Annotated in this window: 13 protein-coding genes and 1 pseudogene; 5 read left to right on the top strand and 9 right to left on the bottom strand. The window is 67.4% G+C overall.

The genetic code is table 11. The features are described from left to right. Window positions 1–23: 23 nt before the first annotated feature. Complete coding sequence (locus DLJ59_RS07075) at window positions 24–650, bottom strand: hypothetical protein (protein WP_124771701.1); 627 nt, start codon at window positions 648–650, stop codon at window positions 24–26. 179 nt (window positions 651–829) lie between these two features. On the opposite strand from DLJ59_RS07075, the gene DLJ59_RS07070 reads away from it, so the two are divergent. Further along, entirely contained in the window at window positions 830–1,705 is an 876-nt protein-coding gene (locus tag DLJ59_RS07070) for a HEPN/Toprim-associated domain-containing protein (RefSeq protein ID WP_124771700.1), read from the top strand. A gap of 207 nt (window positions 1,706–1,912) precedes the next feature. On the opposite strand, the gene DLJ59_RS07065 is transcribed toward DLJ59_RS07070, so the two are convergent. The 7 genes from DLJ59_RS07065 to DLJ59_RS07035 all read right to left on the bottom strand — a co-directional run bounded on the left by DLJ59_RS07065 (window position 1,913) and on the right by DLJ59_RS07035 (window position 11,127). Beyond that, window positions 1,913–3,205, bottom strand: coding sequence for a Wadjet anti-phage system protein JetD domain-containing protein (locus DLJ59_RS07065; RefSeq protein ID WP_124771699.1), 1,293 nt, complete (start codon window positions 3,203–3,205; stop codon window positions 1,913–1,915). Then, the gene (locus DLJ59_RS07060; protein WP_244235874.1) at window positions 3,202–6,285 is read right to left on the bottom strand and encodes a coiled-coil domain-containing protein; all 3,084 of its coding nucleotides are present in this window, start codon (window positions 6,283–6,285) and stop codon (window positions 3,202–3,204) included. Before DLJ59_RS07060 ends, DLJ59_RS07065 begins: the two co-directional genes overlap by 4 nt. Next, entirely contained in the window at window positions 6,282–6,935 is a 654-nt protein-coding gene (locus DLJ59_RS07055; protein WP_124771698.1) for a hypothetical protein, read from the bottom strand. The genes DLJ59_RS07060 and DLJ59_RS07055 overlap by 4 nt, the downstream gene beginning before the upstream one ends. Next, window positions 6,932–7,369: a hypothetical protein gene (locus DLJ59_RS07050; protein ID WP_244235873.1), complete on the bottom strand. Its 438-nt coding sequence runs from the start codon at window positions 7,367–7,369 to the stop codon at window positions 6,932–6,934. Before DLJ59_RS07050 ends, DLJ59_RS07055 begins: the two co-directional genes overlap by 4 nt. A gap of 98 nt (window positions 7,370–7,467) precedes the next feature. After that, a complete protein-coding gene (locus DLJ59_RS07045; protein WP_244235872.1) occupies window positions 7,468–8,667 on the bottom strand; it encodes a hypothetical protein in 1,200 nt (399 codons plus the stop codon). Between the two features lie 121 nt (window positions 8,668–8,788). Then, window positions 8,789–8,989, bottom strand: coding sequence for a hypothetical protein (locus DLJ59_RS07040; RefSeq protein WP_026273626.1), 201 nt, complete (start codon window positions 8,987–8,989; stop codon window positions 8,789–8,791). Then, window positions 8,986–11,127 (bottom strand): N-6 DNA methylase, encoded by a 2,142-nt coding sequence (locus tag DLJ59_RS07035; protein ID WP_124771695.1) that lies wholly within the window; start codon window positions 11,125–11,127, stop codon window positions 8,986–8,988. The genes DLJ59_RS07040 and DLJ59_RS07035 overlap by 4 nt, the downstream gene beginning before the upstream one ends. Before the next feature lie 464 nt (window positions 11,128–11,591). Here DLJ59_RS07035 and DLJ59_RS07030 point away from each other — a divergent pair, with 464 nt between their 5' ends. Both DLJ59_RS07030 and DLJ59_RS07025 read left to right on the top strand, forming a co-directional pair. Beyond that, a complete protein-coding gene (locus DLJ59_RS07030) occupies window positions 11,592–13,388 on the top strand; it encodes a helicase-associated domain-containing protein (RefSeq protein ID WP_244235871.1) in 1,797 nt (598 codons plus the stop codon). Window positions 13,389–13,404: 16 nt separating this feature from the next. Further along, window positions 13,405–13,935, top strand: coding sequence for a DUF6933 domain-containing protein (locus DLJ59_RS07025; RefSeq protein ID WP_124771694.1), 531 nt, complete (start codon window positions 13,405–13,407; stop codon window positions 13,933–13,935). Here the strand turns inward: DLJ59_RS07025 and DLJ59_RS07020 are convergent. Then, window positions 13,897–14,316: a hypothetical protein gene (locus DLJ59_RS07020; RefSeq protein WP_244235870.1), complete on the bottom strand. Its 420-nt coding sequence runs from the start codon at window positions 14,314–14,316 to the stop codon at window positions 13,897–13,899. The genes DLJ59_RS07025 and DLJ59_RS07020 overlap by 39 nt on opposite strands. Before the next feature lie 276 nt (window positions 14,317–14,592). Here DLJ59_RS07020 and DLJ59_RS07015 point away from each other — a divergent pair. Continuing rightward, window positions 14,593–15,167, top strand: a pseudogene (locus tag DLJ59_RS07015) (NADAR family protein). After that, the gene (locus tag DLJ59_RS07010) at window positions 15,160–15,936 is read left to right on the top strand and encodes a hypothetical protein (RefSeq protein ID WP_124771693.1); all 777 of its coding nucleotides are present in this window, start codon (window positions 15,160–15,162) and stop codon (window positions 15,934–15,936) included. The pseudogene DLJ59_RS07015 and the gene DLJ59_RS07010 overlap by 8 nt, the downstream one beginning before the upstream one ends. The last annotated feature ends 24 nt before the right edge of the window (window positions 15,937–15,960 follow it).

Genomic DNA, 15,960 nt, shown 5'->3' with positions numbered 1-15,960 from the left:
TTCTTCAAGCCCGTCAATGACCTTCAGTCTGCTGGTGCCGGCCGGCATAGTCCGCGTTTCGCCGAGGGTGAGCTCGGCCAGTGCCTATCGCGCGGTACCGATCTCGACTGCTGTGGCATCCAGTTGGCGCCATGACGCCTGGCCATGACCATGGTAACGATGGCCGTGTAGGCCAGCAACACTTCAGCTGCCTCCAGCACAGCATCGTATGCCTGAAAGGATGGATCGCCGCTCATCTCGGCCTCAACCCAACGCCATCGGTACGCGACGGGATGTGGATACCTGGTACGCACGGCGTGGCCATGGTCGTCGAGAAGAGCGGCCGCTTCCGCCCGCATACGAAGGAGACGGCCCGAGCGGAGCAGTCGAGCCCTGGCTGCCCGGGGCTCCTCCGATAGCGCCGACTCGACCAAGCTGACCGCCTCGGTTTGCCACTTGTTCAGCCGGTCTGCCGCCTCGTTGAGGTCAACCAGCGCCGACGACAGCGTCTCATCCGGTTGAGGCACCGGCAGCTCGCGCAGAGCGCTCGAACGCAGGTGCAAACCGACGCCGTCGGTAACAACTGTCTTCGCCAACGGCGAGCACAGATACTGCTTCACCAACACGATCTCGTGCGGCCGCAGTGAGGAGTTGGGACGCAACACGATCACCTGTGCGCTGATACTGCAGGCTTCCCGGGCTTTCCCGGCATTCGGTTCACAGTGGACATCATTCAGACCGTTGGCCGGCTTGGCTCAGTAGCATGCTGTGCTGAGCGCCCGCCACTCCGGTGCTCGATCGGCACCCCCGAGGCGGTGACGAGATCGAGAAGCGATGCGAGAATTTGGCCATGGGTACTCCGATCACGCTATCACTGAACGGCATCACCATTGACTGGGGCCAGAACCGGCATTGGAATAACCACCACTGGCTCTTCCCCCCAGGGAGTCTCACCGACGTCGAATACCTGTACGCCTACGATGTCGTCGAGACGAAACCCGGGTTCCAGACAACCCTGGACGAGGCTTACTTCCGACTTTGCCATCTCGGCTACTCCCATCAGGAGACCAGGACGAAGTTCGACATTGCCGTGGCGCGCTGGAACCGAACTGCGGACTTGCGTCTCTCCTTCGAGGACTTTCAACGCGCTCTTACTAGCGTGGACTTTGCATCGCTCACGTCGGCGGATCTTGCACCATACGTTTGGGACTTCCGGGCATTCATGGCGAATTTGCTCGCTGCATGGGATTCGGACGAGGCGATGCTTGAAGACTTCGTTGCGGGCCTTGACTTCGCGCTCACCCTTCGAGTGCTCGCCGATCGTGTTGATAATCGCCCACTTCCACTAAGGTGGCACCACCAAGATTTTGTCGACAGCGGATGGGCGTCTCTCGACGACCTAACTGACATCGATCGACAGACTCTCATCATTAACCACACGATGATGGTTGGACGCCTGCAGGATTCCGCCGGCAAGACGTCCGTGAAGGACTTCGATAACTGGCTCGTAGAGCACGGGCTCCGCCGATCGACGCCCTACTCGCGGATGAATCAGGACGGCACGGTGACCCACCAGATGACGACCCTGCCCAGTGCCGTCCGTAACATGATCCATCACCCAGAGAACCCACACAATGCTCTGTCCGACGACAACCTTCGGGAGAGTATCGAGGTTCTTTTAAGAATCGCGAAGTTTCTCCCGAGCCCGATTCCCGGCCTAACCTAAGCTGATGGCAGCCCTCCGCCCGTAATCCCCTCGATCAGCATACGAAATTTTCCGGTGTCCGCGAGTTGGCCCCTACCCGGCGCAGTGGGCAGTCGTGCGGATGTGCGAACGTGCAAATGTGCGACTGAGCATTTCTGGCCCTCGGTGGCCTGCTGCATCTACTCGGTTCAGGGCGGGCAGCGAGCGCCGGGCGGCGCTCCAAGACGTTTACCCAGAAAGGTTGCTATTCAAGACAGCCTGAAGGGCGGCCCGTGCGCTGGCTTCCTGCTCGAGCGCGTAGCCCCGGTGCAGGCAGCGTTGCGCGAACGCTCCGACCTCATCCGGGCGTTGTGCGAGCTGCTGGAGGCGGCTGCGGCTATGGCTGTTGAAAGGTCGACCTTCGTCGTGCAGCACGGTTCCGACGTCCACGATGTGAATGGTGGTGTCCGACGGCAGGTTGTCGTGGATGCGGGCGGTGATGCGGACGCCGCCGAGGTCGGCATCTGCGCAAATGACAACCCGGGAGGTCTGCTGCACCGCCTGGACGATCATTGACACGACGGCGTCGGGCGGCTGCCCGTGGCACCAGACGACCGGCAGATCGGCCCGGGCGTCACAGACCGCTTCGGCCGCCTGCCGGTTCTCCACGACCAGCAGGACATCACCCGGCCCAGTGACGGTCACTCGGGGCAGCATGCGGGGGCTCAGCCGGATGTCATGCGGCCCGGGCATGGCCGACAGGTCAAGGACGGAGCCGTCGGTCGTGTGCAGCAGGATCGGGCCGCCGAGCCCGATGTACGGGTTGCGGGCCACGCCAAGTGCGATAAGTGTCTCGTGGTCGAAGCCCATCGCGGCGAGCAGGTGGTGTACGTCGTCGCGGGCTTTCGTGTCGTTGGCGTGGCTCTGCACGAATGCGCGGAGGGAATCATGGGTTCGGCCCTCGGCCAGGTCGGTAGCGGCGCGCAGCGCCCACAGCAGCCGATTGGGGTGCTCGGTGTTGCGTAGTGCCCGGCTGGCGTCCGGCCAGTCGTCGGCGATTTCCGACGCGATCTGCTCCGCCCTGGTGCGAAGGGTGGTGGTGTCGTCGCGACGGCGGCTTCGGCGATCTTGCTCGGCTGCCGTGAGGTCGGGGTGCGGGTACACCCGGCGTGGCGGCTGGGCCAGGGCGTTGCCGTTGAGGGTGTAGCCGATCGTGACGCAGCCGGCTTCGGCGAGTTCCAGCATGATGCGCAGCGCGTCGGTGCCTAACCTGCTGCTGACACCGGCCCAGCTGTGCTCGCTGCGAATGACCCAGCTCCAGTCACTGTCGCTGAGCAGGCCGTCCGGTCGGCGGGGAGCCTCGCTCGGTTCTGCGGTGCGGAGCCGTGCAGAGCGCGGTCTCGGTCGGCCTCGGCTGTCGCGGGGGTAGCGGCCGCTGGGAGGCAGTGGTGCGTAGGCGACCAGGCCCGGATAGTCGCGGATCCAGCTCAGGGTGATCTCGGGATCCGGTTCCCCAGGGATGGTGCCGTCGGAGTCGGTCATGTCTGCGGCTCCGGCCGGAACGAGGTCATCCAGTCGGAGAGCAGTTGCACCCGGGCGGTGTCGGCTTCGCTGCCGATGACGATCGGCGCCTGGTTGTACGGCATGACGTCGGACGGGCGTCGCAGCTTGATGTAGAGGCTGGACGCGCCGATGGCGTACCTCTCCATGTCGTCCTGTAGGGCGCCGACGACGCTGATCGCCCGGTCGCGGCCGATGTTTTCGAACAGGGCGACGGCGTCGCGGCGGTGTGCGGCGCCGAGGTTGCGGCCGAGTTCGTCAAGGACCAGCAGCAGCGGCCGGTCCTGGGCGCCGGCGAGTGCCGCGGCGCAGACGAGCTTCACTGCTTTGTCGTCCATCTGGGCGGTGTTGCCGCGCAGCCGGTACGACGACGGCGGCTTGCCCTCGCCGCGCCGCCAACGTGGGGTGATCGTCCACTGCCACGGCTTCTCCGGGTCGGCGGGGGCCTCCGGTTCCGGGAAGTCGAGGTTGCCGCCGTAGCCGCCATAGGTCTGGTCGAGCCGGTCGAACTCGTCGGATACCTGCCGCAGCTTCGCCTTAATCGCTTTGGCGGTGGTCGACCGCAGCGCCTCCGACGTTCGCCGAGCCTCGTCGAGCGCGGCCTTCGCTCCAGTCAGGGTGATCGTCTTCGCCTGCCGCTCCCGCTGGATCTGGGAGGCGTTCTCCCGGTCGACACGCTCATGATCGGTCAGAAAGTTCCCAACGATCCGCAACACATCGGGGATCAGCCGCACATATGCTCCGGTGCGCCGGTCGGCGCGTTGCTCGTCGACGACGCGCAGTTCCTCCGGCCGGTTCTGCTCCGGGTCACCGGACGGAAAGCACGCGGCGCGCACCTCGTTGGCCAGCCGCGCGCACACCTCGTCCCACTCCGCCGGCGGCCGCATCGCCTCGCTCTCATCGAGCGTGAGCAGGTGCTGCTCGGCGGTACCCACCGTTCCGGTCCACTGAGCGTTCAGGCGGGGAAGATCGAGATCTGTACGCTGCTGGAGCAGTGCACTCCACTGTCTGCGGTTCTCTTCGAGTTCCTTCTTCAGGGTGGCCAGAGTGCGGCTCGCCGTGTCGATCTGCTGGGCCCGGGCGGCTTTCTCACCGAGAGCGGCCTCGTAGCCGATCTTCGCCTGCCGCAACGGTCCGTCGAGTTTGCTCAGCTCCACTTCGATGGCGGAGTTGCGATCACGGAGCTTCGTCACCTTGCCTTGAACCGCACCAGCCTCGGCCTCGGCTTTAGCGCCACGCACGTGCGCGTCAGCGCGGCTCTTGGTCCGATCGGCCTCACGGATCCCCTCGTCAGCCTCGTCGTCCTCGCCGGCGGCCTTCTCCAGTTGATCCTGAGCGGCTCGGATTCGGCCAGCGCGACCGGTCAGGGCCTCCTGGAGACCGGCGATCCCGTGCACACCAGCCACAGGATCGATATGACCGTCAGCACCGGCGCGCTCTGCCAACGCCGCGAGGAATCGACCCACCGGCAGGTCGGGATCCGCGGCGGCCGGCAGGCCTGGCCCGAGCAGGTGGTCGGCCGGGTCTGCTTCGACCAGCAAGCTTCCAGGTAACGCGGCCAGTAGTTGGACGGCTTCCTGAGCTTGGTGGTGAGCGACGGCGACCGCGTGCCGATAGGGCAGCAGCCGAGCTTCCCATACAGGCCGCTGCTGTTCGGTCAAGGAGATCGTGTCGACCAGCGGCGCAGCGGTGATGTCGTTCGCCCGTAGCAACCGGACCTGGGCGACCGCGACATCTTCGCCCTTCTCCGCCGCCGACAGCGCCGCCTTGGCAACCCGCAGCGCGTGCTCGGTGCGGCCTTTGATCCGCTCCGCTGCCTGGACCATTCTCCCGGCTTCGGCGATCTCCTCCTCGGCCTGTTCAACGGTGCGCCCGTCAGCGACGGCCGCGACGGCTTGAAGGGTCCGCAGCTGTCCACTGAGGGTTTCGATCGAGCCGACGTTCTGATTCTGCTCGACCTTCAGCGCGCTCTCGACGGCCTTCTGGTCCTCGTACGTCTTGATCCGGGTCCGGCAGCTTTCGTTGAACGCCTTGTCGTCGGACAGCCGATGGACCTTCTCACCGGCTGTCTCGATCTGCGCGTCCAGTTCCTTGCGCCGACGTTCCTTCGCCTCGATGTCCACGGCGATCCGCTCGGACTCGTGGAAGCCGTCGACCAGGTACCGCGCGCAACGGCTTCGCCAGCTGTCACGCGCCTCGGCCAGCAACGTCCGGGCACGCTCCCGTGAGGCGATGCCGTCCTCCACGACCTTCATCCGGTCGTCCCACAGCTCGTACTCCTCCTCGGCCCGCGCGGCCCGCCCGGCATGTTCGTACTCCTCGGCCCGGGACTTCTGTTCCTGTTCGATCTCGGCGGTCAGGCCGGTCAGCGCACCGATGGCCTCGAAGATCCGTTCCGGGGTCAGCTCGTTGAGCGGCTGGGCGAGCAGGTTCGCGGTCGGGCTGGCCCGTACCGACGTCGACAGGAAGGACACGCACCTGACCGTCGAGCCGTACAGGGTACGGGCGAGCCGGTTGGCGCGGATGTCGGTGCGGCCGTTGCTGCGCGGCAGCGCATCCCACAGGCCGTCGGCGCCACCGGCCCGCTCGTCCTCCGTGTCACCGAACGGCACGTGCAGCCGATGGACCCACCGCAACTCCACATGCGGGCTCTGCCGGTTGATCCGCAGCCACACCGTCAACGCCGACGCATCCAGCTCCTCCATGGTCGCGGCCTGCGGCGGCACGAACACGCCGATCAGGTAGCCGCGGTCGGCGTTGGCGTGCATCGCCTCCTGACCGGCGAGCTCGGCGGTGAACAGCAACTCGGCAGCAGCCTGCGCCCCCGACTGCAACCGCCATTGCTCGTCGGCGTGCAGCAGGCTCAGCCCGGCAATGAACGACGACTTGCCGGCACCGTTGGAATCCGAGGGCCCCTGCCCTGCCACGGTGATCAGCCCACGAGCGGTGATCGGCACCGGGTGAGTCGACAGCCGCGAGATGTTGACCATCTGGATGCCAGCGAGGACGCGCGCTCCGACGATGTCCTCGACTCCGTCCGACGGCACGGCTACAGACGTCAACGCTGCCCTCCCACGCGGTTGTGCCGGCGTTCCCGGATCGCTGCGGCCAGCGGATGGTCTGGTGCCGCAGCGAGAATCAACTGGTCCTGCAACTGCTCGCGGGCGGCCGGAGTCAGCCGCGACATCTGCGGGCCCGGGACGTATCCGCTGTCGTGGTCGCCGCCGCGAACCGTCCGGAGCAGCCCGCACGCGGTCAACCGGCCCAGGGCCGCTCTGACCTCGCCGACCGGCACCTTGCTGTCACGGCTGACGTCCTGCAACGTGGTTGGGCACGGGCTCTCCCAAGAGTCCGCGGCGATCTGCTCCTCGCTGCGCGGAATCGCCACCGAGTGGACCAGCACCAGGACCAAAACCGCCCGGTCGGCGAGCGACAGCGGCTGCCACCCCGTCTCAGTGAGCTCAGTCCGTACGGCGTCGTCGAACCCGGACGTGAAGTGCAACTGGTCGACCGTCACCAGTGTCCGGCCGGTTCGACGAAGTAGCTCTTCCAGCCGTTCACGGCTCGTCGCATCGCTCAGCGCGGGCAGGAACTGCCGGTGAACCGGGCCACTGCTGTGCTCCAGCAGCGCGTACGCGGCTTCGACCAGCTCCCGCTGCCGATCGGGCAACGTCCCGAGCACCTCTTCGAAGATCGAATTCGGGCGGTTCACGACCCCTCCGACCTGTCCTCAGCGGTGTCGGGGATCAACCGCCACAGCTCCCGAAGCGTGCTCAGCTCCAGCGAGCCAAAGGATGCGATCCGAGGACCGATCCGTACTGTGTCCGCGCCCTCCAGCAGGACCCAACCGGATACCGCAAGGCGCCGGAGTCCTGCGGACAGCAGTTGCTGACGACTCACCTTGTTGCGGGCCGGCACCAGCCGTTGCAACACCTGACCGACATGACCGGTGAAAGCCGGCAGCCCGGGCCACGGATCCGTCGCGGGATCGGGCCAGCAACACCGCAAAGTCGCGGCCAGCACTCGCAGAGTTCCCTTGCTGTCCATCATCGAAGAGCCCGGCACCCCGTACTCGATCAGAACAGCCTGTCCCGCGCTGTCGGGCAGGTTCGGGATCAGCCACACCGCCCTGGCGTCAGCCTCCACCAGACGACGCAGCCCGGCCGGTGTCGGTCCACCAGCGGAGACCTGCTGCGGACCGCCGGACCGGATCCGCGCCCACCACAGGGCCGCATCCCGCTCGTTCACGCCGCCTCCTGCTGGTCCCGGCGGAACCAGCCGTCGGAGACCCATGTCCGCGTGGACGTCACATCGACACGCCACCCGTCACCCCAGGTCACCGTGTACGGCAGCTCCGGGCGTAGATGAATCGCGGTCACCTCCGACAACACACGCCGACTGGTCGGCCAGTCACCCGCGTCGGCGAGAAGCTGCGCCACCGTGACCACATCCCGCCCCGCAAGCAACTCCTCCGCGCGCTGAGCCAACAGCGTCGCCTCCGGGTCGACGTCGACCTCCGTCGGCGGAGGCTCCTCGTCGACACGCGGTCGCGGCGGCGGCACCCGGCCACTGTCGGACTGCAGCCCTTCCTCCACCGCGTCCAGCAGATCGTCGGCGGTGAAGAACGGCTCCGGCGCGTCGAACAGCAAACCGTCCAGCGCCTGCGCCAGCCCCTCGGTACTGCTGTCCCGCGCGAACGTGCGCCACCGCTCGGTCGGCAACAACCCCAACGCACGCGTCTTACCAGCGTGCGCCAGCAGCCGCCCGGCCGCGGTGTTCAACGCGTCGCGATAGGCCGCCAACGCCATCCGGAGCTGCGTGCACTCCGGCAACAACTGCGGATGCCGGTCCGCGGCCGCATTGTGATACACCCGCGCCTTGTCGACCAGGTCGCTGTTACCCAGCAGCGGCTGCGCCTGCGTCCGCAAGCACTCGACTGTCGCCGACTTCGCCAACTGCATGATCGGATTCGCCAGCAGCCGGAAAACCGTCGTCATCTCCAGCAACTGCTCGCGCACCACCTCCGGGGTCGTGTCATCGTCGTCCAGCGCCAGCCGGGCCATCGACAACATTCGGTGCAGCTCCGCCTGGCCCCCGGTCTGCGACAACCGGCGCAGAAAAAGCAACATCACGTACGGCGCGAACGTCGCCTGGTAGAACATCTCGTGCGGCCGCTCGTTGACCCGGGTCACCGCACGGTACGACCGCAGCACCTCGAACCGGCGCCGGACCACATCCGCCGGCAGCGCCGGACATGCAAGCACGGCCTGTTCGATCGTCATCCCGGCTGGCCCCGCGTCAGCGAACGCCTGCAAGATCGACTCGTCGACCCCGACCGAGTCCGCGTCGTCCACCATCGCGTTGGCGTTCCGCGCCAACACCGCGAAGACCTGCCGGTAGATCCCGAGAACAGCCGATTCGGCAGCGTAGTCATCGAACGTCATGGCCGCTGCATCGCTCATAGGAGGTCGACAATATCGCGGTAGGCCAGCAAGCAGGAGAACCTGCGTACGCCGAAGCTACCGGATGCTCCCCCGGCCTTCGACTGCGAGATCATCGGACAGCTCATAGGCCGCGAAGGTATTTGAGGACTTCCAGGACGAGTGTCATGGTCGCGCCGAAGGCCGCGCCGCCCGCGATCACCGCCGTGGAGGGGTCAGCTCCGCTGTGGTGGAACAGCACGGCTGCGACGACCCCGACACAGCCGGAAATCACTACGGCGACCGCGACAGACCGGTGTTCGCGGGAGAGGTTGCGTCTGGTCATCGGGCACCGCCAAACAGCCGGCGGACTACCACATCGCGGGTCTCGGCGACCCGGGCGGCCAGGTCTCGCGCCGTCACGACCTCATCGTCAAGTGCGCGTAGCGCTGCGACCAGCGACTGCTGCCGAGCCTGAGGCGGCAACGGGATCTTCATCGCCGCGACGTCCGCTGCGGTCACGTATGCGGTCACGGTAGCCCGTGCGAACGCCTTCATCCCATCCGTGCCCGCTGCGGAGCGCAGATATGCGTACAGGTAGTAGGGGTTGAGGACGTCGGGGTCTGAGACTCGCAGACGCAGCAAGTTTGTGCTCAGGAGCCAATTCGACTCGGTCGGCCGCACGATGGCGGGTGCCGTAAGTGCCCCGGTCCGCACGCAGAGCACATCGTCGGTGCGTAGCCAGTAGTCCTCCAGTGCCTTAGCGGTCGCTCGCGGGGCTCGCGGCGGTTTGTCCGCCACGATTCTCCCGTCACGCAGGTGCCGCGGCAGAACGATGGGGACTCCCTGCTCGTCGGATCGCTCTTCAGCTCGCAGCCGCGAGTATGAATAGCCCGCCTTGACGTCGCAGACGTCGCCAAGACGGACGATCTGCGCGCCGAGCGGCTGGGAAGCAACGACCGCTGCATCCTCGGCCGCCCTGCGGCAGTGGAAGGCCCGCGAGTAAGTCGCGCCCAGGCCGGCGCGGGCGGCTTCGGCGTCGGGGGCACGGAGCCCTATCGGGCCTGGTAGGTACTCCGCCGGGTTGAGCGAGTAGGACTTCGGCCGGATGACGGCCTTGGTGACGGCGGCACTCAGACTCTCGATGCCCGGGTGTGGCCGACCGGCCGCACGGTCGGCAAGGAACGATCGCCATGCTCTCAGGATGTCGGCCTGGCCTCCCTCATCGAGCAGCGTGCGGCCACCGCTTGACACACCGAGGTTCACCGCGTCGACGAACAGGATCGGCTGGTCCGACCCGGGTGCCCGCCGGACGATCCAGACACTGGTGGCAACGGACGTACCGGCATACAGGCCGGGTGGGAGGGCAATGACCGCTTCCACCATGGAATCGTCGACCAGTCGGCGGCGGATTTCCCGCTCGCGGGCATTGGCCGAGACGGCGGCTATCCGTGGCATGATGATTGCAGCCCGGCCATCGTCGCTCAACTGCTCGATGCAGTGCAGGAGCCAGCGAAAGGCGGATCGGGCTGGCGGTGGTGGGAATGGCTGCCAGTCGGTGTTGGGGCGCCGGTCGAGCCACGAATCGCTCCCGAACGGCGGATTGGCAAGGACGTGCGTGACCGTTGCGCGCCGAGCTTGTGCCGCCGGACGCAGGTCGGCTGGTTCGCCTAGGGCCAGCAGGGTGAGTCCAGAGAGGCTCAGAGCCGCAGCATCGGGGCCGAGCCCGTGCAGCCGTAGGGTCCCCGGCCGTGCCGCCACGTCGGCCGCAGCGATGAGCAGCTCGCCAGCTCGCAGGTACGGGTCGTAAACGGACTCGGCAGAATCGTCGATCACCGCCTTGGCAAGGAGGGCCGCAACCGTGCGCGGGGTGAGGAAGCCGCCCGGGGGCAGGGCGGCCTCGTACGCGTCGACGAGGGTGTGCACGTTCGCTGCGCCGAGTTCCGAGCTGCCGGACATGAGTCCCCGGACCTCAGGGACGCCTTCCGGGGTCAGCCGCCGCAGTGCGGCGAAGACCTCGGGCGAGACGCCGTGACGCCGCGCCGCCTTCCCGGCGGTTGTCGCGATGCGGTCGATGAGCCATCGCGCCCCTTCGGCCCCTGCATTCGGCGCGATCAGATCGTTCAGTCCGGCCCAACCCTGCGGGTCCCGCTCGCGCAGAAAGATCAACGTGAGGCGCAGAATGAGGTTGTCGATCTCGACGGTCGTGGGATCGCCGGGCAGGTTCATGCCAGGCATGTGGCTGGGCGTCGCCGCGGCGAGGCTCCGCCGGATCCGGTCGGCGTAGCTGTACTCGGTCCCGTCGTCGGCCGCGCGAATCGAGCCGTGTACCTGGCGGGACTCGAGCCACTCCAGCACTTCGGGAAGCGCGAAGCGGTTCTCCCCGACGGGACGTGGGAAGTCGCGGCGCTTGGCCCATGAGGTCACCGCCGCGCGGCTGACCCCGGCCAGCCTGGCAATCTCCGAACGTGTGACTTGCTGCATCTCTCTCCCCGGCCATCGCAAGTGGACTCGATCGAAGGTAGAGGACACCGGGGACACCGGCAACCGTGAGCACCCGCAGATGCTCACCTGCCTTTTCGTTGACAGACAGCCACGACCAGGGTTTTTCTAGGGCCCGGACCGCAGAGAGCGGGCGCTAAGAGAAACTTCGTTAACTCTCCAGGTGTTAACCCGCCAAGGGACGGGGTTGCTGAAACGATAGGTGACCCTTCGCCGCATTCAGCCCTCTTCGTCGCAGTGGGGCCGGCCGGCCCCGCCCATGCGGAGCGGCTGGAGACCGTTCCCGGCCGCTCGACATCCGGCTGTCGGAGGTACGGCCTCGGCTTGGAACCACCGGCGGCGAGCCAGGTCGCCGGGCTCAGGTTGGCGGCTGGCGGGTCGCGTCACGCGGGGACGGTTCCGTGGGGTTGGATTCAGGGCGTCGCCGTGTGTCTGGGAGCGCCGCCGTGAATCCGTATGATCAGCTTGCTGGCCTTGACCTTCCGACCCTTCAGGTGCTGGAGGCGGCTCTAGCGTTGGGTGGCCTGGTCACCGAGGTGGAGGTGTCGGCGTTGGTCGGTGCCGACGCGACGCCGTACCTGCAGCGTGCCGCCGATGCAGGGCTTATCTCGCGGCTGCGGGGCCGGCTCACGGTAAACGGCGTACTGCGGGAGGTCTTCGCCCGTCCGCTGGGTGTCGGCCCGGCCGCTGGTCAGCTCGCCGCCGTGTTGAGCGTCGATGATCTGAAGGTCGTGGCACGCAACCTGGGACTGCCCACGAAGGGTCGCAAGGCGGACTTGCTGGAGGCGGTGGCGGAGTTCTTCCTCGACATGGACAACGTGCACGCTCTGGTCAAGCGGATGCCAGCCGCGACGCGGACGGTGTTGGAGGAGGCTGACCGCGACGGTGGACGGATCCGTCGCCATGGCGGAAGCGGCATCGCACATCGGAGTCGGTACACGAGCCGCTATCGGCAGGTGCATCCGCTGGACTGGGCCGAGGAGCACGGGCTGCTCTACCGGGTGACCTGGGAGGACTATCAGCTGGCGGGTCAGGTTGCGCTCGCTGTGCGAGGAGCGAACTACCGGGCGCCGTTCCAGCCGCAGGAACCACCGGTCACCTGGCGTACGCCGAATCCCCCGGCAGTGCGCCGCGACGCCCAGGCCCAGGGCATCGCCGTGGTCGGGCTGCTGTCGGCGCTGCTGGACGGGGCTGGACGTGAGCCGCTAGTCACGGTCAAGGCCGGCGGCGTGGGCGTGCGCGAGCTGACCCGGACGGCGAAGACGCTGGGAGTGACGGTTCCGACCGTGCGGCTGCTGCTAGCGGTCGCCCAGGAGGCCAGGCTGGCCGACCTCGACGATCGCGTGGTCCCGACGGCCGCGTACGACCGCTGGCTCAAGCTCGGTCTGGACCGGCGGCTCGCGGTGATGCTGAAGGCGTGGCGCGAGCTGGACTATCTGCCGTCGTCGCAGACTGGGCCGTGGGTTCCGGAGCACCGCCAAAGCTGGTCTGCGCAAGCCCGGATCGCCGCACTGCGGGCGTTGGGTGACCGGGCGGCGACGAACCTCGAGCAGGCGGCGCAGTGGATGTGGTGGCGGCAGCCGCTGACCTTCGGCGGCACCACGAGCGTACGCGGCGTGCTGGACGAGGCCGCAACCCTGGGGATCCTCGGCGCGGGCGCTGTCAGCCCTGCCGGGCATGCGCTGCTGGCCGACACGGACATCGCCGAGGCAGTCGGCGACCTGGGTGAGGTCGCCCGCACCGCCCGGCTGCAGGCCGACCTGACCGCGGTCGTGGCGGGAACACCGAGCCCGGATCTAGCTGAACTCCTCGGTGCGACCGCCGTCGTCGAGTCCCGCGGCACGGCCACGACCTGGCGCTTCAGCCCCGCGGCGGTACGCGGCGCGTACGACGCAGGCTGGACCGAGCAGCGCTTGTCCAAGGCCCTGACGAAGATCGCCGAAGGCGGGCTGCCGCAACCACTGGTCTACCTGCTGGCCGACGTCGCCCGCCAACACGGGTCGGTACGGGTCGCGCCCTTGGCAAGCACCCTGGTCAGCGATGACACCGCGCTGCTAGCGCAGATCTGCGCCGACAAGCGGCTGGACAAGCTCAACCTGCGTCTGCTCGCCCCGACCGTGCTGGCCAGCCAAGCCACCACGGCTGACACGATGGCCGCCCTGCGCAAAGCCGGCTACGCGCCACGCCAGCAGAACGCCGACGGCCGCGACGTCATCGAGAAGGCCCGCCGCCACCGCGCCTGACGGGCTGGAGAGCACCATGCTGATCGTACGAGCGACCAAGAAACTCCTCGATCACACCCACCCGCCTCGGGCTGTCGAAGGAGACCACGACACGACCCTGCTGGGCCCGTGGTACGCCACCGCGCTGTTCTGGCGGCCCCGGCTGGCGCTGCTGGTCAACGAGCGAACCCTGCTACCGGTCCTGCTGCCCCTGGCACCAGCGCGCAGCCTTCCCGCCCGCGTCCCCGACGAGATCGCGACGGTCCTCGACGCCCACCAGGCGCCCAGGGCCTTCATCGCTAACGAGCTACGGCACATGCAGGACTGCCGATTCGCCACGACGGCCAACCGCAGCGTCGTCGGGATCATGAACGAATTCACCAAGCTCGCCGAGATCTACACCGACGATTCCGCTCACCCCAACCTCGTCACACTCTCGCTGCGGCTGGCCACCACGCCCTGCAGCCCCCTGTACGCCACGAACGTCAGCCCCGACCGCGAACTGGCAGCACTGGTGGGCGCTGCCGGATCAGGGAAGGGGGTCGACGGCGTGCAACATAGCGAGTAGACCGTCGATCGCCCCCCACTCGTTCGGGATGGGGTCCGGCGAGAAATGCATCATCTTGTTACGGATGCCGGCGACATCCTTGACCTGCTGAACGAACTGGGCGTGGTCGAGCGGCCAGTCGAGGAGCAGGAAGTGCTTCTCGTCCTTGAAGACGTGGACGTAGGCTCCGAAGGTCAAGCTGTCAGCGTCCTTGTGTCTCTTGTTCGTGGCGGTCTCGATGATGTCCGGGGCGATCCTGGACTTCACCCTACGGTGCAGTCGGCGCTCACATTCCTCGATCATCGTGAAGGGCCTGGCGATCTCACCAAACCGGTTGGTCAGGTCGGCAGCTGTCACGATCCCCGCGATCTGAGCCCGGCCACCAAAGACGCGATCGCCCACCGGCTGGAACGTGGGCAACTCTTGACCTCAGCACAGTGGGCCGACCTCAACATCTAATGGCCGCACGGGGCGACCGCCGCGCGGAGGTCGCTGCGAGGTTCCAGCCAGTGGCGCGCCGTCATTGTCCGGAGCGGCTACTCGCCGGCCAACCGGCGAGCTGCTGGCTGGTCTCCGCCCCGAGTGCCGCCGCCGCTCGGGGCGCCGACGGCGACGTGGCCGCTATCGCGGCGGTAATGGCGATGCGGTGGAGCCTGCTGGTGCCGCACACTCGCTCGCATGGTCACGTCAGTGAGCAGCGTCGCCGAGTTGAGCGGCGCGGTGCGTGCGGGTGCCCGGGTGAAGTTCCTGTTCTTCTGGGGCCACCAGCCGCAGCGCGACGGCAGCATCGGGCCGGATGCTTGAGCCAGTGGTGGCCGGCGCCGTTCACCCTCAACGACCAGCGCTTCGCCACCACCGAGCATCACATGATGTGGCGCAAAGCCACCCTGTTCGGCGATCACGCGACGGCCACCAAAATTCTCACGGTGGCGCACCCGCACGCGGCAAAGACCCTCGGCCGGCAGGTCACCGACTTCGACCAGCAGACATGGGAGCAGCACCGCTACGACATCGTGACGGCCGGCAACACGGCGAAGTTCGACCAGCATCCGACGCTGCGTACCTACCTGCTCGGCACCGGCAAGCGAGTGCTCGTGAAGGCCAGCCCACTCGACCGAGTGTGGGGCATCGGCCTGGCCGCCGACCACCCACACGCCACCGACCCCGCACGCTGGCGCGGGCTGAACCTGCTCGGCTTCGCCCTCATGCACACCCGCACGATCCTTCGGGAAAAGGAACCGACCGATGGGTAAGCCGCCGGACCTGGTTGCCGCCGAGTACGCGCTGGGCAGCGTCGATGTCGAGCGGATGCCCTGGTACGCGGCGGACTGGCTCGCCGACGGACACGACGGGCCGGCCCTGCGTGAACTGGCCGGACTCGACGGCACCGACACCCGACTGATCGGCGAACTCCTGCCCGACGCCCTCAGCGAGGTGGGCGTGCGTGTTCCGTCCGCAGCGCAAGCGGCGGACACCTGGCTGGCCACGCTGGCGCAACGGCTGATCAACGGCGAGGTCGACGAACGAACCGTCAGCGAGCACGCCTCGGCCTTCGTGTCACGGCACCTGGATCTCGACGAGATCTGGCACAGCCCATTCACCGACCTGCACGTGCTGGTCGACGAGTGGGATCAGGACTGGGGGCGCGGCAATCAGGAACTGGCGACGACGGTTCGTCAGCTATGCCGTGATCACATTTCCCGCGTGCCGGCTTCGCCGGGGATTGACCTCACGAGCCTCGCCCACGGCAGCGCAGAGCAGCAAACGGGCGGGCTTCGCCGGCTGCTCAACGCGTGGGACTTCATCGGCGTCCACGACCCGCGGGCCAACGTCGACGAATACGACTGCCTGATCGCACCGCTGCTGGCGAGACTGACCAAAGGTGCCGGCGCGGGCGATCTCAGCGAGTACCTGTCGGCTGAGATCCGTGGCCACTTCGGGATGACCGTCAGCGACACGGAGACCCGGGCCTTCGCGCGACGTCTGCTGACCTGGTGGGGCACCGAGCAGGGGGCCCGGTAAACGCTCCTGATAGCACCCATGGTG

Source organism: Micromonospora inaquosa, assembly GCF_003857055.1.
GTDB lineage: Bacteria > Actinomycetota > Actinomycetes > Mycobacteriales > Micromonosporaceae > Micromonospora > Micromonospora inaquosa.
Note: the sequence above shows the minus strand (reverse complement) of the source record. Positions and strands in the feature narration are given on the sequence as shown.